Here is an 18,402-nt window from a genome sequence, read left to right as displayed (position 1 = left end):
ATGCGCACACCGCCGGCGCGCTGGGTGCTTCTGCACGGCACACCGCTTGGTCCCGCCGTCTGGGATGCGGTGCGTGAGCACTTGCCCATCCCGTCGATCGCCCCAGATCTCAACCGGCAGATCGGGACCGGTGGCGTTCTGCAACACGAGCTCGCCCGCGCCGTCCTCGCTGAGGAGCCGGACGGTCCGTTGGTGGTCGTCGGCCATTCCCTGGGCGGTCAGGTCGCCATCGAGATGGCCTTGCTTGCGCCCCACCGCCTCGAGCGGTTGATCCTCGTCTGCACCCGCGACGTTCCGGTGCCGGAATTTCGTGATGCCGCACGGGCATTGCGCGACGGCGCCCCGATCGATGTCGAAGCCACCGTCCGACGCTGGTTCACGGATTCCGAGATCGCCGACAACGGCCCGGTGATCCGGGGCGTGCGCGACCGCCTCGATGCGGTGCTGCCGTCGGCGTACGCGATCACGTTGGAGGCGTTGGCAACCTACGATCGCCGGGCCCAAGCCGCGCTCGTCGCCACGCCGGCCGCTCTTCTGTGCGGGCGTCTCGATCGGGGCTGCACGCCGCAGGTCATGTCGACCCTGGCGACCGACCTGCCCAACGCCCGGTTGGACATCGTCGACGAGTGGGCGCACATGTCGCCGTTCGTCGACCCGTCCGGCTTCGCCCACCGACTGCTGGAAGCGGCGACACAAGAGATATAGCCGCACTTGCGGATCTATCAGTTACTTCATGCCGCGTGTACGGATCTTGACCTCTCGCCGGGCGCGATGCTAAGCAGTTGCACAGCATTCGGAACAGAACAGGATGAGGTCAACGATGACGCTGCAGGCCGTACTGGACGACATCCGAAGCCGGCCGGGCGACGGGGACGTCATCCCGATCATCGATCCGGTGAGCGAGGAGCAGATCGGCGAGTTCACCGACTGTGGGCAGCAAGCCGTCGACGGTGCCGTCGCCCGGGCCAAGGCGTCGTTCGAGTCCGGCGTGTGGTCCGAACTGCCAGGGCGTGAGCGGGCCAAGGTCATGTGGCGCATCGCCGACCTGATCGACGAGCATGCGGCCGAGTTCGCGGCGATCGACTCTGCCAACACCGGGATGATGAAGCTGCAGTCGGAGATGGTGGTGCCCACCTGTGCGGAGTTCTTCCGCTACTACGCGGGCTGGTGTTCCAAGATCAACGGCACCTCGTACGACGTGAAGACCACCGGGATTGCCGCCGACAGCTACGTCGACCTTCACGCCTACACGCTCAAGGAGCCCTATGGCGTTGTCGGCCTGATCTTTCCGTGGAACGGCCCGATCTTCAACGCCTGCGCCAAGATCGCCCCCGCGCTGGCCGCGGGCTGCAGCAGCCTGGTGAAACCCGCTGAAGAGACACCACTTTCGGCGGTCTTGCTGGACCGGTTGATCCACGAGGCCGGGGTGCCCGACGGGGTGGTCAATCTCATCACCGGCTACGGACACACCGCAGGCGCGGCGATCACCGCACACGACGACGTCGAGAAGGTTGCGTTCACCGGCTCCACCGAGGTCGGCAAGATGATCGTGCAGGCCTCGGCGGGCAACCTCAAGAAGGTCATGCTCGAGCTCGGCGGCAAGTCGCCGGTGCTGATCTTCGACGACGCGGATCTGGACAAGGCCATCTTCGGCGCGGCGATGGGCATCTTCGTGCACTCCGGCCAGGGATGTGTCTGCGGTTCAAGGATTTTCGTGCAGCGGGGTGTCTACGACCAGGTTGTCGAGGGCATTGCCGGGGTGGCCAACTTCATGAAGTACGGCGGCCCGGACGAAGAGGGGGTGATGAGCGGTCCGCTGATCAGCGCCAAACAACTCGACCGCGTGCTGGGATTCATCGAGGAGGGCAAGCGTGACGGTGCCGAGGTGGTCACCGGCGGGCATCGCCTGGACCGCAAGGGCTACTTCGTACACCCGACGGTGCTGACCAACGTCAACCCCGACATGCGGCTGTATCAGCAGGAGATCTTCGGGCCGGTGGTGTCGATCATCCCGTTCGACGACGAAGACGAAGCCATCGCGATGGCCAACGACACCACCTACGGGCTCGCGGGCACGGTTTGGACCACCAATATCAGCCGCGGTCATCGGCTGGTGAAGCGTCTGCATGCTGGCAGCGTGCAGATCAACTGCCAGCTGATCTTCGATCACGATGTGCCGTTCGGCGGCTACAAGCAGTCCGGTTGGGGCCACGAGTTCGGCAAGGAGGGCCTCGAGGGCTACCTAAAGACCAAATCGGTTTGGGCCCAGCTGTAATCGAAAGGAACGTGGACGATGACTGACACCATTGAGGTTTTCAATCCCAGCACAGAGGAATTGATCGCCGAGGTCGCCGACGCCGACAAGGCGGCCGTCGACGCCGCGGTGGCCCGAGCCCGCGAGACGTTCGAGTCGGGCGTGTGGCGCAAGCTGCCTGCCGCGCGACGTGCCGAGGTGCTGTTCAAGGCCGCCGAGATCGTCAAGCAGCGCACCGACGAGCTGGCGGCGCTGGAGTCCCAAGACAACGGTATGAACGCGGTGGCCGCCCAGCAGATCATCAAGGTCGCCAACGAGATGCTGCTGTACTACGCGGGCTGGGTCGGCAAGATCCACGGTGAATCGAGCAATGTCGTGTCCGACGGCCTCCTCGGTAACTACGAGAGCTTCCACAACTTCACTCAGCTCGAGCCGGTCGGCGTCGCCGGGCTCATCATCCCGTGGAACGGCCCGTTCTTCGTCGCGATGCTCAAAGCAGCGCCCGCTCTCGCCGCGGGTTGTAGCTGTGTCCTCAAGCCTGCCGAGGAGACTCCGCTCACCGCACTGAAATTGGAGGAAATCTTCCGCGAGGCGGGGCTGCCCGACGGTGTCTTCAACGTCATCACCGGGTACGGGGAGACCGCCGGGGCGGCGCTGGCCGCACATCCCGATGTGGACAAGATCGCCTTCACCGGGTCGACGGAGGTCGGCCGGCTGATCGTGCAGGCCGCCGCGGGAAACCTCAAGCGGCTCACTCTCGAACTCGGCGGCAAGTCCCCGCTGATCATGTTCGATGACGCCAATCTCGACAAGGCGATCATGAACGCGAGCCTGGGCCTGCTCGCGGGCTCCGGCCAAAACTGTTCCTGCACATCGCGTATCTACGTCCAGCGCGGCATCTACGACCAGGTGGTGGACGGTATCGCGGGATTCGCCAAGATGCTCCCGATGGGTGGCAGTGAAGATCCCGAATCGGTGCTCGGGCCGCTGATCAGTGAAAAGCAACGCCAACGCGTAGAAGGCATTGTGGCGGAGGGGGTTTCCCGCGGAGCTGAGATCATCACCGGTGGTAAGCGGCTGGATCGCAAGGGCTTCTTCTACGAGGCGACGATCATCACCAACACCACGCCGGATATGCGTCTCATCAAAGAGGAGATCTTCGGACCGGTCGGCTGCATCATTCCGTTCGACGACGAGGACGAGGTGCTCGCTGCCGCGAATGACACGGAATACGGTCTGGCGGGCGCCATCTGGACCGAAAACCTGGGCCGTGCCCATCGCATGGCCAATGAGCTTCGGGCGGGCCAGGTCTGGGTGAACTGCGCCCTTGGGGCCGACCCGTCGATGCCGATCTGCGGCCACAAGCAATCGGGCTGGGGCGGCGAACGCGGCAAGAAGGGAATCGAGGCCTACTTCAACACCAAGGCGGTCTATGTCAGTCTGTAGACCGATACACCTATCTCCCCGCGCGCACGACGCTTACACGGGGAGATAGGTGCTGGTCGGACTAGAGGGCCACGAACGACGTGCCGACCTGGATGCCCCAGATCTGGGCGTCAGCGTTCCAGACCACCGGCGCGAACGGTGCCCACGGCGGGGGCGGCGGGGCCGGCGGCGCCCAGATCGGCGGTACGCCGATGCTCACCGGCGTCCACCGGTGCCCGGGCGGCGGTAACCCGTCCTGTCCCGGAGGCAACGGATTGCCGGGCCCACCGACATTGACGCCGGGTCCCGGCGGCTGCGGCCACGGCCAGTGCGGGTCGGCCTGAGCAACACCTGCACCGGCGCCGAGAACACCGGCCCCTATTGCGGCCGCAACAGCACTCTTCGCGGCGATTTTCATCAGCTTCATCTTCGATACTCCTTCGTCATTGGGTCTGCACCGAATGCCGATCGGCAAGCGATACGTTCTCGCAGACATCGGGGACTGAGAACGGGCAACGTATGCGCCAGCTCGTCAAGCGCCTTTCCCGTACCCACCTTGTCTATCGACCCAGGCCTTCGTCGCGTTACCGACGGTGATCGCCGCTGTATCAGAGAACTGACTCAAGTCAACGGATATTCTTGTCACATGTCGGTGGTAGATAAGACGTCCACACGTGAGGCCAAGCGGCTTCAGACCCGAGAGCGACTCATGGGCGCGGCGATCGCCGAGTTCAAGCGGTCGGGCATCGCCGCGGCTGACGTCGGCGCCATCGTCGCCGCCGCAGGCGTCGCACACGGCACGTTCTTCTTTCATTTCCCGACAAAGGAACACGTGCTCCTGGAGCTCGAACGTCGCGAAGAAGAGCGGATCGCCAAGCAATTCGCCCGCTACCAAGCCGGTTCGGAGCATGACCTCGAATCGACGCTGCACGAGGCGGTGCGTCTGGTGATGGGCCTGGAGCGCCGGCTCGGCGCCGTCTTGTTCAAAGACTTTCTCGCACTGCACTTCTCGCAGACCCGGCCGACCGATGAGAGTAAGGAACATCCGGTGGTGGTCGCGGTTGCCGGCGAGATCGAGCGACTTCAGCAGCGCGGTCAGGTTGATCCCACGGTGATTCCGATCAACAGCGCGGTCTTCTTCCTGCTGGGCCTCTATGCCCTGCTGACGACAACCCACGCCTGGCCGGCGCAGGGCGAGATGATCGATGACTACGTGACGAGGTCGTTGCGCAGTATTGAGTCTCACTAGTTTTACTGACTATAGTCAGTTTCGTGAGCTTGGCTTCGTCCATACCTACTGGCAGCGGACTTGATGAGCACCTGGAGGAGTCGCGGCTGGCGCAGCGCCAAGCCGACCGCTGGCTGATCGCCGGCAGCATTCTCATCGGGTCGGCCGCCCTCGGGATCTTCGGCCTGCCGCTGTTTCTGCGCGGCGTGTGGCTGCTGCGCCGCGCGCAGCGCAACGGCCTGACAGTGCGGCCGATGCTGGTCACGCTGCTCGGATATCTGGTGATCATCGACGCCGCCATCAATGCGGTCGGGTGGGCGCTGGACATGGTCGGTAACCACACTCTGCTGGCCCGGGTACTGCTGACCGGCTGGGGCAACATGTTCGACGCCGGTTACTTCTGGCACTTCAACGAATTGTGGATCGGTGGTGCGGCCGGGCCCGGCGAGAAGGGCTGGGAAATCGGCCTGATCTTCACCGTCTTCACCATGCGCATCGCGGCTGCGATCGGCTTTCTGCAGATGAAGCGGTGGGGGCATCAGTGGATGATCGTGACCTGCTGGATGGGTGTGGTCATCTGGTGCGGCTACGTGTTCAACATGACGATGTACGCCGACGTCCGTTTTGCCGGTGTGGTGTTGCCGGTCGTCGGCTGGTGGCTCTACGACATCTTCTACATCACGCCGTTCCTCGCGATCCCGTATCTGCACACGGTCAACCGCGAAATCTTCTCCGACTAAAGGGGCAGTTGATGGGATATCTCTGGGAGATCCTTCGATACGTCGCCGCATGGGGCGGCACGATTCTGATCATCGCGTTCTGGTACTGGTTGTTCTCCAACATCGGTACGTTCTGATTCGCCGTGGCTGACTTGTCCGACGCGGGTGCGCTGGCACTGGAGCGCAGCTGCGCGATCACTGCCGTCGCGCTGAGTGAAGGGCGCCGAGAAGGCGTTCGGCTGGTCACCGGCCAACATCGCTCCTTCGGGCTGAACGCGACGCTGAGCCACGTCCACGTCCCGTACCCGGCGATCGTCGGGGGCTGGACCCGCCGGAGCATCACATGCGGTGTCGCACTGCAGTGTTCGCCGTCCAAGGAGCGGGTTACCACCTATCGGCTCAACGAGCTGTCGAGCCGCGAGCTGCGTGCGCTGACCCTCGTCGAGGCGGGCGCGGCCATGGCCTGGATCGCGACACGCTGGCCGGGTCTGGTCGCCGAGCTGCGACGAGCCCTGCCCGATCTGGCGGTAGTGCCTGCGGAGACTAGCGCCGAAGAGATGCTCGGCAGGGCAATCAGCTTGGCGCGCAACGAAAAACAGCTGGGTATCGATCCGTTGTTGGGTGTGCTCCCGGTGGCCCACACTGCGCCAACGGGGCTGAACGAGCGATTGCGCCGCACGTTCGGGCGGATGCCGTGGACGACGACACAGAAGCGCATGCCGCGGCCCTACTCGGTGCCGGTCGGCGGCGACGGTGGCGTCCGCAATTCCAATCTCCCGCCACCCAGCCGGCCGCAGGACAACGACCTGGACATCACGCCCGATCACCGTCCCGGTATCCCGTACCCGGAATGGAACGCGTGGACCAAGAAGTTCATACCCAATCACGTTGCGGTGCTGGAACGTTCTTACGACCGTCGAGGCCAGAGCGGATCGAGCCAGGTCGACCTGCGGGCGTGGTTCGAAGAACACACCCACCGGGCCATGAAGAGCCGCCTCGAAGACGGCTCGGACATCGACGTCGAACGGTACGTCGGGCACTACATCGACATGGCCACCGGCGAGGCGACCGAACCGCGGATCTTCCGCGGGCTGTTGCCGGTCAGCCGGGACGTCACCACTGCGCTATTACTGGACGGCAGCTCGTCGCTGGGCACCCACGGCGGCCGGATCTTCCGCTTGGAGCTGGCCTGCGCCGATGCGCTGTCGCGGGCGATGAACCTCGCCAAGGAGCGCCACGGGGTGTTCGTCTTCACCGGCAACACCCGCCACCGAGTAGAAGTGCGCTGCCTCAAGGACTTCGACGACCCGCGGTTCATTCCGCCCAGCAAGCTCGGCCTGGAAACCGGCGGCTACACCCGGCTGGGGGCGCCGCTGCGGCATCTGACGAGTCGGCTGCTGGCCCAGCCCTCCGAGCGGCGGCTGCTCATCGTCGTGGGCGACGGGCTGATCTCCGACGAGGGATACGAGGGCCGTTACGCATGGGCCGACACGGCGCATGCCGTGGAGGAGGCCAACGACGCCGGGGTTTCCGTCTACTACGTCGGCGTCGGTCCGGCCCGCGTGGATCCATTGCCCGAGGTCTTCGGATCCCGCCGCTCGCAACGTATCCGGCGAGTGGATGAACTCCCGCGTGTGCTGGCGCACGTCCATCGAGAGCTGGTGTCGACATGACAGAGACCTATTTCGCCTTCGGCAACGAAGTCAAATTGTTCGAGCAGGCGTTCGGCCAGCGCATCCCGGTCATGCTGACCGGACCGACCGGCTGCGGCAAGACCAGATTGGTCGAGCACATGGGGCTGCTGCTGGGCCGGCCGGTCGTCACCATCAGTTGCCACGACGACCTGACCAGTTCGGACCTCGTCGGCCGGTTCATGGTGACCGGCGGGGACGTCGTGTGGACGGACGGCCCGCTCACCCGGGCGGTGAAGGACGGCGCGATCTGCTATCTGGACGAAGTCGTCGAAGCCCGCCACGATTCGCTGGCGGTGCTGCACTCGCTGACCGACCATCGCCGCACCCTCTATCTCGACCGGGCCGGCGAGGTCGTGCGCGCACCGGACGAGTTCATGCTGGTGTGCTCCTACAACCCTGCCTACCGCAGTTCACTCAAGGAGCTCAAACCCTCGTTCCGGCAACGTTTTGCGACGCTGTCGATGGGCTATCTGCCGCCGGACCGCGAAGCGGAGGTGGTGGTCGCGGAAACAGGGGTCGATCTGCCGACCGCGCGGCGGCTGGTCGGGTGCGCGGTCGCGATCCGCACGGCCGACGAGGCGTTCCACTTCGAACCGCCGTCGACCCGGGTGCTGGTCACCGCGGCGCAATTGATCGCAGCGGGGGCAACGGAATTGGAGGCCGCCGACGCGTGCATTCTGGCGCCGCTGAGCACCGACGGCGCGATAAGCGACGGGTTACGTGAAGTGGCGGCGGCCTGTTTGGCTGCCGCGGATCTCTAGGAAGGGTGGACACGTGGTCGATCAAAAGGAACGAAAGCGCAAGCGGGCACTCATCATCTTGCAGATCGTCATCTACGGCTACCTGCTGACGATGTTCGGAATCCAGCTCTACATGTCCTTCGCGCGGGGCTGGTGGGATTTGTGACCGCGACCCCGATCAGCCGCACCGACGGTCCGGTCGGACTCGAGGTTCACCACGAGCAGTCGCGGCTTGCGCAGCGTCGCGCCGACAAGTGGATGATCGTCGGTGCCGCCCTGATGGGGATGTGGGCACCCGGCCTCATCGGGTTTCCGATCTTCATGCGCGGAGTCTGGCTGCAGCGCCAGGCATTACGGGCCGGATTGTCGGTCCGGCCGATGATCGTCACGCTGATCGGCTATCTCGTGCTGATCGACGGTGCGCTCAACAGCCTGGGCTGGGCGCTGGATCTGGTGGCCAATCACACCCTGATCAACCGGGTGCTGATGGTGGGCTGGGGTGCGATGTTCGACGCCGGCTACTTCTGGCACTACAACGAACTGTGGATCGGCGGCGCGGCCGGCCCTGGCGAAAAGGCTTGGGTCGCGGGGCTGATTCTCACCGTCTTCGCGATGCGCTGCGCCGCCGCGATCGGGTTCTTGCAGATGAAGCGGTGGGGGCATCAGTGGATGATCGTGACCTGCTGGATGGGTCTGGTCATCTGGTGCGGCTACGTGTTCAACATGACGATGTACGCCGATGTCCGCTACGCGGGGGTCGTCCTGCCGGTGATCGGCTGGTGGCTCTACGACATCTTCTACATCACCCCGTTCCTGGCCATCCCGTATCTGCACACGGTCAACCGTGAAATCTTCTCCGACTGAAGGGATTCCCGTGACAACCACCGAAGAGAAGATCGAGGACCTGCCGCCGGGCACCACCCCGTATTACGCACGGATGCACAAGTGGATCAAACGCGCGGTCTTGGTCTGCCTGGTCGCGCTGGTCGTCGAGGGCGCCTTCACGCTGCCGTTCATGGCGGTGTACTACGGGTATCCGACACTCAGCCTCACCGAGATCTGCAGTGAGCTGCTGAAGGTGCGCTACTCCGACGACACGATGGAGTGCAAGTACCCGTACCCGCCGCTGGGCCCACCCGAGGGAGCCGCGGGTAAGGACACCGCGCAGGACCAGTGGGGCATTCAGCCGGTTCCGAAATACCACCGCATCGGTTTCCGTGAACTGGTCCGCATCCACGACGAACGCATCGCGCGTCAAGCACAGCAGGGCGGGCACTGACCGTCGACAAGCAACCCTCGGTGCCCCAATCGGCTGAAGGTCCGCGCGTGGCCCCATAGAGTCGAGGCATGAGCGGATGGCTGGTGAGCACGATCCCGCCCGGGCTGTTGCTGGTCGCTCTGATCGTGGTCATCGCCGGCGGCGCGATGCTTCTGGTGGCATGGGTTCGGCGCCGGTTCCCCGCCCTGACCCGGGACGAACACAACGACGTCACCAAATTCACCTACAGTTTCATCGGCTTCATCTACGCCTTCTTCATCGGCTTCGTCGTCTCGTCGATGTGGGGGGAGATCAACACAGCCGACGCGAACGCTCGGGCCGAGGGTGCGGCAGCGATCGAAATGGCAAGGGATCTAGATATTTTCGCGCAAGCGGATGCGGATCGCATCAGACAGAGTCTGGTTGCCTACGAGAAGGCCGCCATCACCGAGTGGGACAGTGGCGGCATCCGTTCGCCAGAGGCTGACGCCGCGCTGGCTCAGCTGTCAGCGGCCTACCGTCAGGCGAATGCGACGGCCGATGGTCAGAAGAGCATCTTGGCAACGTCATATGCCAACCTGGACAAGATAAGTCAGGCACGCTCGGTGCGGCTGTTGACCGCGCGCGAAGACACCGGGCCGCCGTGGCCGTTGTGGGCGGTCATCTTCCTCACCAGTGCCATGGTGCTGGGGACAGTCGTCGTCTACGGAGTCGAGAAGCCCGGGATGCACTACCCGATGGTGGCCATCGTGGGGTTGATCGTCGCGACCAATCTGTTCCTCATCCTCGAGCTGTCCCATCCGTTCATCGGCGGAGTCTCTGTGACGCCCGATCCCCTCTACGAGGTGGTGTCGTTTCTCAGCCAGCCGACTCGGTAGCGGCTCGCGGCGCAAGCGCCGGGCCGAGCCAGCGGTGCAGGTATGCACGCAATTCCGTGCCGGTCCGTGGCGGGTCGAGCGGCGCGATGACCATCGACTGGATCGTCCGCAGGAGGAGCTCGATCAGTTCGTCGATCATCTGATCGTCGAAGCCGAGTTGATCCCAGTCGATCTGCGCGTGGTGGAGCACGGTCCGGCAGCGCGCGATCACGTCGGCGGTGAGCATCGCCCGGCTGAACATGTTGGAGCGGTCGTTGGCCAGCAGCAGCGCGAGCTGCGGCTCCTGCGGGAGCCGCTCGATGATGTAGGCGACGACCTCGATGAGCTGGCTGGCGACGTCCAAGTCCGCGACGACCCGGTCGATCTGGGTGACGAAGCTTCCGAGCGCCGCCTCGGCGGCGGCGGCGAACAGCTCGTCGGTTCCGGCGAAGTAGCGGTACACGGTGCGCCGGGTGATGCCCAGCTCGTCGGCGATGTCGAGCACGGTGGTCTGCGCGGCTCCGCGGCGGTCGACCAGGCGCAGGGCGGCGTCGATGATCCGCTTGCGCGCCTCCGCGTCGTCGGCGGGCGGTGAACCGCCCCAACCCTTTCGTGCCATCAGCCTTGACTCTTCCCTCCGATTGATCCAAGAATACACACATGACACACAAGTGAGTATTGTGTGTAATGATTAGATGACGGAGGCGCGATGACGGCCCTGGAGGTCCGGCGGCCCAAGTTCGATTTCACCGACGACGTGCCGTGGGAGTGGAATCCGGACAACCCGCAGTTCTCGTTCTTCATGAATGCGACGTCGATCATCGCGATCTGCTTCGAGCAGATGATCGTGGCTGCCGTCCAGGAGGCCGCGCCGCTGATCACCGATCCGGAGGCCGCCGCCGAGGCAACGGCGTTCCTGCGTCAGGAGGCCCAGCATTCCAGCACCCACCGCAAGCATGTCAGCGCCCTGATTCGTCGCTACCCGGGTTTGGCGCAGACCCTGGACGCCGCATGCGCCAGCTTCGACCACGTCACCAAGACCACGCCGTTGAAGTTCCGGCTGGCCTACATCGCCGATCTCGAAGCCACCTTCACGCCGAGTTTCAAGATGATGCTCGACAACGAGGAGACGCTGTTCCGTCCCGGCGACGACCGGGTGGCGTCGCTGCTGCTGTGGCACTTCGTCGAAGAAGTCGAGCATCGCAGTTCGGCGCTGGTGGTGTACAACGCCGCCATCGGCGACAGCTGGTACCGGATCAGGGCGCTCCCTGCCGTGGTCCGTCATCTCTTGAGCGTGGCGCGGATCATCGCCGAGGGCGTGAACGAGCATGTGCCCGAGGAGGATCGGAAGGTCGATGCCCGCACCTTCCTGCCGGCGTTCAGTATGCGCCAAGCAGTGAAGCAACGGCTGGCCCGGCGCCAGGCGTCGACACCGAACGCGTTCGCGACTGTCCCGCGCCGTGAACGTCTCGTGTCGGCCGGCCGGGTATTGATGAGCCAGACACCTTTTCACGATCCGGCCAATGACAGGCTGCCCGAATTCGCCGACCGGTGGTTTGCTCGCTGGAAAGCCGGCGATGACATAACCCGCTGGTACACAAGCCAACCCGTCGCACCAGGAGCATGATGGCCGAACAGTGCACCGCCGCATTCGACGCAATCGCCCGACCTCTCGGTGATTTCACCTGCCAGAATGCGCCGGCCTTCATCCACCTGCGCAACCCGTTGGCGCTGAGCAACTGGACGCTGCCGGTTCTGGAACTGATGATGGTGACGGGTGCGGTTCTCGCACTGATCTACTCGATCCGTCGCCTGAGACGACACGGTGACCCGATCAACCTGGCGCTGTGGTGCGCGACGGTGGTCTATCTGTTCGTGATCGAGATCCCACTGTACTTTCCCAACATCTTCGGCATCCAGGACCAACTCGGAGTTGTGTTCGCGCACAACGTCTTCACGGTGGGGTTTCTGTTCGACCGGTTGCCGCTCTACATCGTCGCGCTGTATCCGGCCGTTGTGACACTCGCCTACGAAATCGTGCGCAGCCTCGGGATCTTCAGGGACCGCGGGGTGGTCGTCGGCGCCATCTGCGTCGGCTTCGTGCACCACTGCCTCTACGAGGTATTCGATCAACTGGGGCCGCAGCTGCGCTGGTGGGCGTGGAATACCGACAATCCGATCAACCATCCGCTGTTCACCTCGGTGCCGATGACCAGCGTGTTCATCTTCGCCACGCTCGGCCCGATCGTGGTGACCTTGCTGGTGATGCTGCTGGTGGGCCGGAAGCGTTCGACCGGATGGTCGCTGACCTGGCGGACCCTGCTCGCGGGTTTCCTTGTGCCACTGGGGTTGGCGATCCTGAGCATTCCCACGTCGCTGTTCGGCGGCGACAAACCCAACACGACGGCGCAGGCGATAGTGTTCGCGGTCGAGTTGGTGGTCGTCGCCGTGATCGCCGTCCCGGTTCTGGCCCGGCAATGGCTGGGTTCCCGCGACGATCGAGAACCCAGCGAGTTCGTCCGCATCTTCGGGCCGATCTATCTGGTTGTCCTGGGCGCACTGTGGATCAGCGCCCTCGCCGACTATTTCGCGGCGACGAACGGCGTCACGGCCGATGGAACTCCGACAGGCAGCCTGCTCTACACGGTGGCTTGCTTCGTCGTCTCGGTGCTGGCGGTCCTGTCGAACGCGGGTGCGACGAAGCGCGCCAGCACTTCTCGTTCGTCGCGAACATTCGCGATGGGCGAGTAGGCCAGCGAGACGACGACGCGCACGATCCACTGTGCCGCTTGGGGATCGTCGTCGGTGATGCCGGTGAGTTCGGCGGCCAGGTGAGCGAGCACCGGCGAGGAATGCAGCTCCTTGACCTCCGGCAGGTTGCCTGCAGTGAACATCAGGCGGCGTAATGGATCGGATCGGATCTCTCTCAGCGCCACCGTGATTGCGACGATCACGCGTTCCGAGCCGGTGAGCCCGTCGACAGCCCTCCGCACTTTGTCGATGATGGCCGCCGCCAGACGCGTCAGTACGGCATCGCGGATCGCTGCCTTGCCCCCGGCATGGCGGTAGACCGTCGCCCGTGAGCAGTGCACCCTCGCCGCCAGGGCGTCGATGTCGAGAGCGTCCAGCCCGTCCCGGATCACGAGCTCGGTGGCCGCCGCGTAGATGCGATCCGCCGCCGCCGCGGAACGGTCGCCGCCGAGGATCCAATCGTCGCGAACCATGATCACTATCTTCTCAAATATGAGACAGACATTGCTATCAATCTCACACTTTGGCCAGGTGAACGCACTCGATTGAGACAACGGCAGCGTCCCCAGCAGTGCCGGGGTCGCGACTTCTCCGGCCAGGATTGACGCGGCGGGTGATCGCCCCTCAGCGTGGAGGCATGACAGTGGCGGATACCGGTCTCGGGCTGGCGCTCTTCGAGGATCGGTATCTCCAGGATCCGCACGAGCTCTATGCGCATATGCATCACGTCGGCCATGTCCATCGCATCGGTGAGTCGGGCTTCTACGCCGTGAGCAGTTGGGCGGCCGTCAACGAGGCCGTCGCCCGGAGCGGCGACTTCTCCTCGAACCTGACCGCCACGATGATGTATCAACCCGGCGGTGAGGTGACACCCTTCGAGATCGGCGAACTCGGCGGGGAGATGCAGGCTCTGGCGACCGCCGACGAGCCCGCGCACTCGGTGCACCGCAAGCTCCTGCTTCCACAACTGGCCGCCAAGCGGATCCGCGCGGCCGAACCGTACATGGCCGATACCGCCGCGCACCTTTGGGAGACGAACGCCAAAGACGGTGGTATCGAATGGATGAGCGCGATGGCCAACCGCTTGCCGATGATGATCGTCGGCCGGATCATCGGGGTGCCCGACACGGACGTCGGCAAGCTCATCGAGTGGGGGTACGCGGCGACCCAGGTGGTCGAAGGCCTGCTGACCCAAGCCCAAGTGGAATCCGCGGGCATCGCTGTGATGGAACTCAGCGCCTACATCACCGAACAATTCGGTCTCGCGGCGATGCGTCCCGGGGACAACCTGCTGGGGGATCTGGCCACCGCATGCGCGACCGATGAGCTCAGCACCCTGGTGGCGCAGGCGATGATGATCACGCTGTTCAGCGCCGGGGGAGAGTCGACGGCATCGCTGATCGGTTCGGCCGCTTACCTTCTCGCGACGCACCCCGACATTCAGCGGGAGCTCCGGGACCGGCCGGACCTACTCGGCCCGTTCCTGGAAGAGGTGCTCCGCTACGAGCCGCCGTTTCGCGGGCACTATCGCCATGTCGTCAACGACACCGAACTCTTCGGTACCGAACTCGAAGCCGGATCACGCCTGCTTCTGCTGTGGGGCGCGGCAAACCGGGATCCCGCCCATTTCGGCCACCCGGCCGAGTTCCGGATCGACCGGGCAGAGGGCAAGGGCCACATCAGTTTCGGCAAGGGTGCGCACTTCTGTATCGGAGCGGCGCTCGCCCGCCTGGAGGCCAGGATCGTCATCGGACACCTGCTCGAGCGCACCTCGGCGATCGAGGCCGCCGACGTCGGCCGGTGGCTACCGAGTCTGCTGGTCCGGCGTCTCGAACGTCTACAACTCAGCTTCTCCTGACGGAACATCCACTGCCGCGTACTCTTCGACGTACGTTTGACCGCCAAGTCCGAAGTAGGTGCACGTGCGGTCGTCAAGTGCCACCACCCAGCGGACCACACCCGCTCGCCACGCCGCCGCTGCGAACTCTTCGAACGTGCTCTGCCCGGATTGATCGGCGCGTAACGCCGCGACAAGGGCGGCGCGGTCGAACGGCGGCACGTCGGCCATGCCGTCAAGCAGTGGGGCCTGCTGGATGACGACCGGTCCGGAGTCGGTCTCGTAGCAGCTCTGCATTGCGGGCAGCCACCACGTATTGGTTCGGACGCCCGCTCGCCGCAGGGTTTCGGCGAGGTGGGGAAAACCTTGTGTGGCAGGCCGGTTGGCCATCGCGTCGCGCAGCGCGGCGTCCAGATTCCGTATCGCGGGGCTCGTCGCTATCATGACAACATCAAACCGTAATGACAACGTGTTGTCAAAAGTGGAGGATCGATGGCTGACGAGATGGCGTTGCTGGTCGCCGACATCTACGAACTTGCCGGCCTGCTTCGGCGTTCGGGCGAGGCGCTGGCGGCACGCGAGGGCCAGACACAGGCACGCTGGCAGTTGCTCAGTGTGATCTCCGATGAAGCGCTGACGGTGCCGCAGGCGGCTCGTCGGCTCGGCGTGACGAGGCAGGCCGTGCAACGCGTCGCCAACGAACTCGTCAGCGAGGGTCTGGTTGATCTCCGCGACAATCCCGATCACCAGACGTCGTCGCTATTGAGCCTCACTGACCACGGTCGCGGCGTGCTGACCCGGATCGGCAAGCTCGCCGCGGTCGAGAACCGCCGGCTTCTCCACGCGGTGAGCGAGGACGTCCTGCGGAGCACTCACCGGGGTGTACGGACGCTGGCCGCTGCCCTCAAGGTCTAACGCCCGCCCCCGCCGACCTCGGCGGGCAGCGGCGGCCCGAGTGGCGTCGTGGAGGTCGGGGTGGTGCTGGTCGGTGCTACCGAGGTGGTCGGCACCGATGACGAGGTCGTCGAGGACTGTGATGAGGTCGGCCCGTGGAAGTCGACCCACGATTCTTTGCGGACCACGCTGCCGCCCGAACTGACGGCCAGCGAACTGGAGCTGACCGTGTAGGTGATGCCGTCGTTCACCGCGGTGTACGAGCCGCCACCGGCGCTGGACGCGGACAGGATCAGCTTGGCGCCATCGCGCACCCGCACGCCGCGGTACTCGTATCCGCTGGACGTCTTGCAGATCGCCACCCGGGAGGTGTCGGTACTGCCGAACAGGACAGCAGCGTCAGAGCACCGCGCCGTCGAGTCGACGTAGCCCTGTGAGTCGAAGGCGGGGGCGGCCCAGGCGTGGGGCAGCGCGATCACGAGCAAAGCGGAGCATGCCGCGGCCGCCGCAACACCGGCGGCCCGGATCGGGAGAGAAGACATTGCTTCCACGACACCACGGGGTGTGCGGGTGCGGGACCGCCGATACCGAGAATCCACGCGATCGTTAGTTTTCTGAGACCGCGGCCAGGGTGTTTGTAGACAGATTTACGATTGTGTACTGTGACCGAGCGCACAGTCGTTATTGTCGACAGCGTTGTACCGCCGTTGGGGGATCAGATGGAGTTGCGAATGAAAAATCGTGCCTTGAAAGCACTAGTGACGGTTGTCTCGGCCGTCGCGCTGTTCCTGGTATCAGCGCTGCCCGCGTGGGCTGCCGATTCGATCACCCTCACCTGGGTCCGTCACGGCGAGTCCTACGGAAACGTCGCCGGCGCCGGGATCGACACCAAGGTGCCAGGGCCCAGTCTCACTCCGCTCGGCGAGCAGCAGGCCGCCGCCATCGCGGCGGTGCTCGCGGCCGGCAACTACGACAGCATCTACACCTCCAACATGATCCGTACGCAGCAGACCGCCGCGCCGTTCGAAGCGCTCAAGCCATTGCTCCCGGTGTCCAACAACAACGCCGGTATCCGCGAGATCGGCGCGGGCATCTTCGAGGGTTCGCCCATTGACAGCGGGCTCGGCCGTATCGGCTACTTCTTGATCCCGGTGGCCTGGACGCTCGGGCTGCGCAGCCTGCCCATTCCGGGCGGTGAGAACGGCAACGGTTTCGAGGCGCGGGTCAACAGCGTCATCGACGACGTGATCGCCAACGGTGACACCAAGCCCGTGCTCTTCTCGCACGGCGCGACCATCATGATCTGGACGATGATGAACGTCGACAATCCGGACATCATGCTTCTGCTCACGCACCCGCTCGGTAACACCGCCGTGGTCGTGGTGACCGGCAATCCTGAGGACGGCTGGATGTTGCAGAGCTGGGATGGTGTTGCGGTGAGCCAGAATCCGGGCCTCGGCGGCAAGATGTTCGTCAACATCCGCAACCTGGTGGTGGCGCCGCAGACCGCCGTCTACAACGTCGTGCAGGCCGTCAAGTCCCGCGACCTGAACCAGATCGTGGCTGCCGTCCGCGACGGCGTCGTCAACGTCGCCAAGGCCGGCGTGGAGTTCGTCCGGGCCTCGGTCACCGATATCGCGCAGGCGATCCGTGGTGCACTCCCGGGTGCCGCTGCGGCCAAGCCCGCCGCGACCAAGGTCACCTCGGCCGCGGCCACCGTGTCGGAGACCTCGAACGGCGCGACCGATCTGACCGACGGCAACAAGGCCGAACCCGCCAAGACCAGTGCTGCGGCGAGCCGGCGTGCGGGTGCGTCTCAGGCGGCGTCGGACGACGACGGCCAGGGCGCGACGACCGGCAAGGCAGACGGGGGAGCCAAGAAGGGCACCGGCTCGAGCCGGCGGGCAAGCGCGCATAAAGCGGCTGCCTGACAACGAATTTCGGCCCCCTCTGCTTGGCGGAGGGGGCCGAAATCGTCAGCCCAGGTACCGTGACTCGAGCACGAGGTCGGGCACCAGATTCTGGTATTCCATGTGACTGCGGTGTTCCACCGTCTCCCAGTCCTTGCCCTGATGCTCACGCATGTAGCCCCGGTACTTCGGCGAGCCGGGGAATCCGACGTTGTCGGCGACGACGACGGTGCCCCGCCGCAGCCAACCACGCTCGGCGATACTGAGCAGGTCGGCGAGGTACAGATTCTTGTTGTGGTCGATGAACAAGAAATCGATTGTGCCCGAACCGAATCCGAATTGGTCGCGCAGGACATCCAGGGTCGTCCCACCGTCGCCGATCGTTCCCACCACGCACGTGATGCGATCGTCCACGCCCGCATGCGCCCAAATCCGGCGGGCCACCGCCGCATTTGCCGCCGCCAGCTCGACGGAGAATATTCGCGCCGACGGCGCGGCACGGGCGATCCGCAGCGCGCCGTAGCCGCAGTAGGTGCCCAGTTCCAGCGCCAGTCGCGGATCGGCGCGACGCACCGCGGCGTCGAGCAGCGCGCCCTTCTTGTCGCCGATATTCACCAGAAACGACTTCGCGTACGCGTACTCGTCGATGGTGGCCAGCACGTGATCGATGTCGCCGCGGCGGGCATTGGCTTCGACATAATCGGCCGCTGCGGCCTCCCGGCCGTCACCGATCTGACCGGTTCTGTTGAAATTACGGATACCGATGCCGGTGCGGATCACCGACCATCGCAGCAGCGGAAAATGCTGGCGAAGCGTCATATCCCCACGCTACGTT

The 18,402-nt window shown here is 64.8% G+C and carries 22 protein-coding genes; 16 read left to right on the top strand and 6 right to left on the bottom strand.

Annotated elements, in window-relative coordinates; all coding sequences use genetic code 11:
- From EV580_RS10145 to EV580_RS10135, 3 genes are all read left to right on the top strand, one after another.
- Complete coding sequence (locus EV580_RS10145) at positions 1-705, top strand: alpha/beta fold hydrolase (protein WP_166654624.1); 705 nt, start codon at positions 1-3, stop codon at positions 703-705.
- A gap of 115 nt (positions 706-820) precedes the next feature.
- Positions 821-2,275: an aldehyde dehydrogenase family protein gene (locus tag EV580_RS10140; protein ID WP_133690876.1), complete on the top strand. Its 1,455-nt coding sequence runs from the start codon at positions 821-823 to the stop codon at positions 2,273-2,275.
- Positions 2,276-2,293: 18 nt separating this feature from the next.
- Positions 2,294-3,700: an aldehyde dehydrogenase family protein gene (locus EV580_RS10135; protein ID WP_133690875.1), complete on the top strand. Its 1,407-nt coding sequence runs from the start codon at positions 2,294-2,296 to the stop codon at positions 3,698-3,700.
- Positions 3,701-3,761: 61 nt separating this feature from the next.
- Here the strand turns inward: EV580_RS10135 and EV580_RS10130 are convergent, their stop codons facing one another.
- On the bottom strand, positions 3,762-4,106 hold the full coding sequence (locus EV580_RS10130; protein WP_133690874.1) for a hypothetical protein: 345 nt from the start codon (positions 4,104-4,106) through the stop codon (positions 3,762-3,764).
- A gap of 219 nt (positions 4,107-4,325) precedes the next feature.
- Here EV580_RS10130 and EV580_RS10125 point away from each other — a divergent pair, with 219 nt between their 5' ends.
- The 8 genes from EV580_RS10125 to EV580_RS10095 all read left to right on the top strand — a co-directional run bounded on the left by EV580_RS10125 (position 4,326) and on the right by EV580_RS10095 (position 10,196).
- Positions 4,326-4,928, top strand: coding sequence for a TetR family transcriptional regulator (locus EV580_RS10125; RefSeq protein WP_133690873.1), 603 nt, complete (start codon positions 4,326-4,328; stop codon positions 4,926-4,928).
- A 23-nt stretch (positions 4,929-4,951) separates the two neighbouring features.
- Complete coding sequence (locus EV580_RS10120; protein WP_286171514.1) at positions 4,952-5,647, top strand: hypothetical protein; 696 nt, start codon at positions 4,952-4,954, stop codon at positions 5,645-5,647.
- Between the two features lie 122 nt (positions 5,648-5,769).
- Positions 5,770-7,299: a nitric oxide reductase activation protein NorD gene (locus EV580_RS10115; RefSeq protein ID WP_133690872.1), complete on the top strand. Its 1,530-nt coding sequence runs from the start codon at positions 5,770-5,772 to the stop codon at positions 7,297-7,299.
- Positions 7,296-8,081, top strand: coding sequence for a CbbQ/NirQ/NorQ/GpvN family protein (locus tag EV580_RS10110; protein ID WP_133690871.1), 786 nt, complete (start codon positions 7,296-7,298; stop codon positions 8,079-8,081). The genes EV580_RS10115 and EV580_RS10110 overlap by 4 nt, the downstream gene beginning before the upstream one ends.
- 13 nt (positions 8,082-8,094) lie before the next feature.
- On the top strand, positions 8,095-8,226 hold the full coding sequence (locus tag EV580_RS34205) for a hypothetical protein (RefSeq protein ID WP_255496940.1): 132 nt from the start codon (positions 8,095-8,097) through the stop codon (positions 8,224-8,226).
- Positions 8,211-8,924 (top strand): hypothetical protein, encoded by a 714-nt coding sequence (locus EV580_RS10105; protein WP_502703923.1) that lies wholly within the window; start codon positions 8,211-8,213, stop codon positions 8,922-8,924. Before EV580_RS34205 ends, EV580_RS10105 begins: the two co-directional genes overlap by 16 nt.
- 10 nt (positions 8,925-8,934) lie before the next feature.
- Positions 8,935-9,339: a hypothetical protein gene (locus tag EV580_RS10100; RefSeq protein ID WP_133690869.1), complete on the top strand. Its 405-nt coding sequence runs from the start codon at positions 8,935-8,937 to the stop codon at positions 9,337-9,339.
- A 68-nt stretch (positions 9,340-9,407) separates the two neighbouring features.
- Positions 9,408-10,196: a bestrophin-like domain gene (locus EV580_RS10095; RefSeq protein WP_133690868.1), complete on the top strand. Its 789-nt coding sequence runs from the start codon at positions 9,408-9,410 to the stop codon at positions 10,194-10,196.
- Here EV580_RS10095 and EV580_RS10090 read toward each other — a convergent pair.
- The gene (locus tag EV580_RS10090) at positions 10,177-10,794 is read right to left on the bottom strand and encodes a TetR/AcrR family transcriptional regulator (protein ID WP_133690867.1); all 618 of its coding nucleotides are present in this window, start codon (positions 10,792-10,794) and stop codon (positions 10,177-10,179) included. The two genes, EV580_RS10095 and EV580_RS10090, sit on opposite strands and share 20 nt — an antisense overlap.
- Before the next feature lie 90 nt (positions 10,795-10,884).
- Between EV580_RS10090 and EV580_RS10085 the strand changes: the two genes are divergently transcribed.
- Both EV580_RS10085 and EV580_RS10080 read left to right on the top strand, forming a co-directional pair.
- The gene (locus EV580_RS10085) at positions 10,885-11,802 is read left to right on the top strand and encodes a metal-dependent hydrolase (protein WP_133690866.1); all 918 of its coding nucleotides are present in this window, start codon (positions 10,885-10,887) and stop codon (positions 11,800-11,802) included.
- Positions 11,802-12,926: a DUF7802 domain-containing protein gene (locus tag EV580_RS10080; protein WP_133690865.1), complete on the top strand. Its 1,125-nt coding sequence runs from the start codon at positions 11,802-11,804 to the stop codon at positions 12,924-12,926. Before EV580_RS10085 ends, EV580_RS10080 begins: the two co-directional genes overlap by 1 nt.
- Here EV580_RS10080 and EV580_RS10075 read toward each other — a convergent pair.
- The gene (locus tag EV580_RS10075; protein WP_133690864.1) at positions 12,815-13,399 is read right to left on the bottom strand and encodes a TetR/AcrR family transcriptional regulator; all 585 of its coding nucleotides are present in this window, start codon (positions 13,397-13,399) and stop codon (positions 12,815-12,817) included. The two genes, EV580_RS10080 and EV580_RS10075, sit on opposite strands and share 112 nt — an antisense overlap.
- A gap of 164 nt (positions 13,400-13,563) precedes the next feature.
- On the opposite strand from EV580_RS10075, the gene EV580_RS10070 reads away from it, so the two are divergent.
- Positions 13,564-14,784 (top strand): cytochrome P450, encoded by a 1,221-nt coding sequence (locus EV580_RS10070; protein ID WP_133690863.1) that lies wholly within the window; start codon positions 13,564-13,566, stop codon positions 14,782-14,784.
- Here EV580_RS10070 and EV580_RS10065 read toward each other — a convergent pair.
- Positions 14,764-15,207, bottom strand: a complete 444-nt coding sequence (locus EV580_RS10065) for a DUF1398 family protein (protein WP_133690862.1) — start codon at positions 15,205-15,207, stop codon at positions 14,764-14,766. The two genes, EV580_RS10070 and EV580_RS10065, sit on opposite strands and share 21 nt — an antisense overlap.
- Positions 15,208-15,255: 48 nt before the next feature.
- On the opposite strand from EV580_RS10065, the gene EV580_RS10060 reads away from it, so the two are divergent.
- Positions 15,256-15,678: a MarR family winged helix-turn-helix transcriptional regulator gene (locus tag EV580_RS10060; protein WP_133690861.1), complete on the top strand. Its 423-nt coding sequence runs from the start codon at positions 15,256-15,258 to the stop codon at positions 15,676-15,678.
- Here the strand turns inward: EV580_RS10060 and EV580_RS10055 are convergent.
- A complete protein-coding gene (locus EV580_RS10055) occupies positions 15,675-16,199 on the bottom strand; it encodes a hypothetical protein (RefSeq protein ID WP_133690860.1) in 525 nt (174 codons plus the stop codon). The two genes, EV580_RS10060 and EV580_RS10055, sit on opposite strands and share 4 nt — an antisense overlap.
- Positions 16,200-16,403: 204 nt before the next feature.
- On the opposite strand from EV580_RS10055, the gene EV580_RS10050 reads away from it, so the two are divergent.
- Positions 16,404-17,588 (top strand): histidine phosphatase family protein, encoded by a 1,185-nt coding sequence (locus EV580_RS10050; protein ID WP_166654623.1) that lies wholly within the window; start codon positions 16,404-16,406, stop codon positions 17,586-17,588.
- A gap of 45 nt (positions 17,589-17,633) precedes the next feature.
- Here EV580_RS10050 and EV580_RS10045 read toward each other — a convergent pair whose 3' ends face one another.
- Positions 17,634-18,386 carry an O-methyltransferase gene (locus EV580_RS10045; RefSeq protein WP_133690858.1) on the bottom strand — a complete coding sequence of 251 codons (753 nt, stop codon included), beginning with the start codon at positions 18,384-18,386 and terminating at the stop codon, positions 17,634-17,636.
- Positions 18,387-18,402 lie beyond the last annotated feature (16 nt).

The organism is Mycobacterium sp. BK086, from assembly GCA_004362315.1.
Lineage (GTDB): Bacteria > Actinomycetota > Actinomycetes > Mycobacteriales > Mycobacteriaceae > Mycobacterium.
Note: the sequence above shows the minus strand (reverse complement) of the source record. Positions and strands in the feature narration are given on the sequence as shown.

Coding starts and splice junctions, on each gene's coding strand:
- EV580_RS10145 (WP_166654624.1), top strand. CDS start 1: ATGCGCACACCGCCGGCGCGCTGGGTGCTTCTGCACGGCACACCGCTT.
- EV580_RS10140 (WP_133690876.1), top strand. CDS start 821: ATGACGCTGCAGGCCGTACTGGACGACATCCGAAGCCGGCCGGGCGAC.
- EV580_RS10135 (WP_133690875.1), top strand. CDS start 2,294: ATGACTGACACCATTGAGGTTTTCAATCCCAGCACAGAGGAATTGATC.
- EV580_RS10130 (WP_133690874.1), bottom strand. CDS start 4,106: ATGAAGCTGATGAAAATCGCCGCGAAGAGTGCTGTTGCGGCCGCAATA.
- EV580_RS10125 (WP_133690873.1), top strand. CDS start 4,326: ATGTCGGTGGTAGATAAGACGTCCACACGTGAGGCCAAGCGGCTTCAG.
- EV580_RS10110 (WP_133690871.1), top strand. CDS start 7,296: ATGACAGAGACCTATTTCGCCTTCGGCAACGAAGTCAAATTGTTCGAG.
- EV580_RS10095 (WP_133690868.1), top strand. CDS start 9,408: ATGAGCGGATGGCTGGTGAGCACGATCCCGCCCGGGCTGTTGCTGGTC.
- EV580_RS10090 (WP_133690867.1), bottom strand. CDS start 10,794: ATGGCACGAAAGGGTTGGGGCGGTTCACCGCCCGCCGACGACGCGGAG.
- EV580_RS10085 (WP_133690866.1), top strand. CDS start 10,885: ATGACGGCCCTGGAGGTCCGGCGGCCCAAGTTCGATTTCACCGACGAC.
- EV580_RS10080 (WP_133690865.1), top strand. CDS start 11,802: ATGGCCGAACAGTGCACCGCCGCATTCGACGCAATCGCCCGACCTCTC.
- EV580_RS10075 (WP_133690864.1), bottom strand. CDS start 13,399: ATGGTTCGCGACGATTGGATCCTCGGCGGCGACCGTTCCGCGGCGGCG.
- EV580_RS10070 (WP_133690863.1), top strand. CDS start 13,564: ATGACAGTGGCGGATACCGGTCTCGGGCTGGCGCTCTTCGAGGATCGG.
- EV580_RS10065 (WP_133690862.1), bottom strand. CDS start 15,207: ATGATAGCGACGAGCCCCGCGATACGGAATCTGGACGCCGCGCTGCGC.
- EV580_RS10060 (WP_133690861.1), top strand. CDS start 15,256: ATGGCTGACGAGATGGCGTTGCTGGTCGCCGACATCTACGAACTTGCC.
- EV580_RS10055 (WP_133690860.1), bottom strand. CDS start 16,199: ATGTCTTCTCTCCCGATCCGGGCCGCCGGTGTTGCGGCGGCCGCGGCA.
- EV580_RS10045 (WP_133690858.1), bottom strand. CDS start 18,386: ATGACGCTTCGCCAGCATTTTCCGCTGCTGCGATGGTCGGTGATCCGC.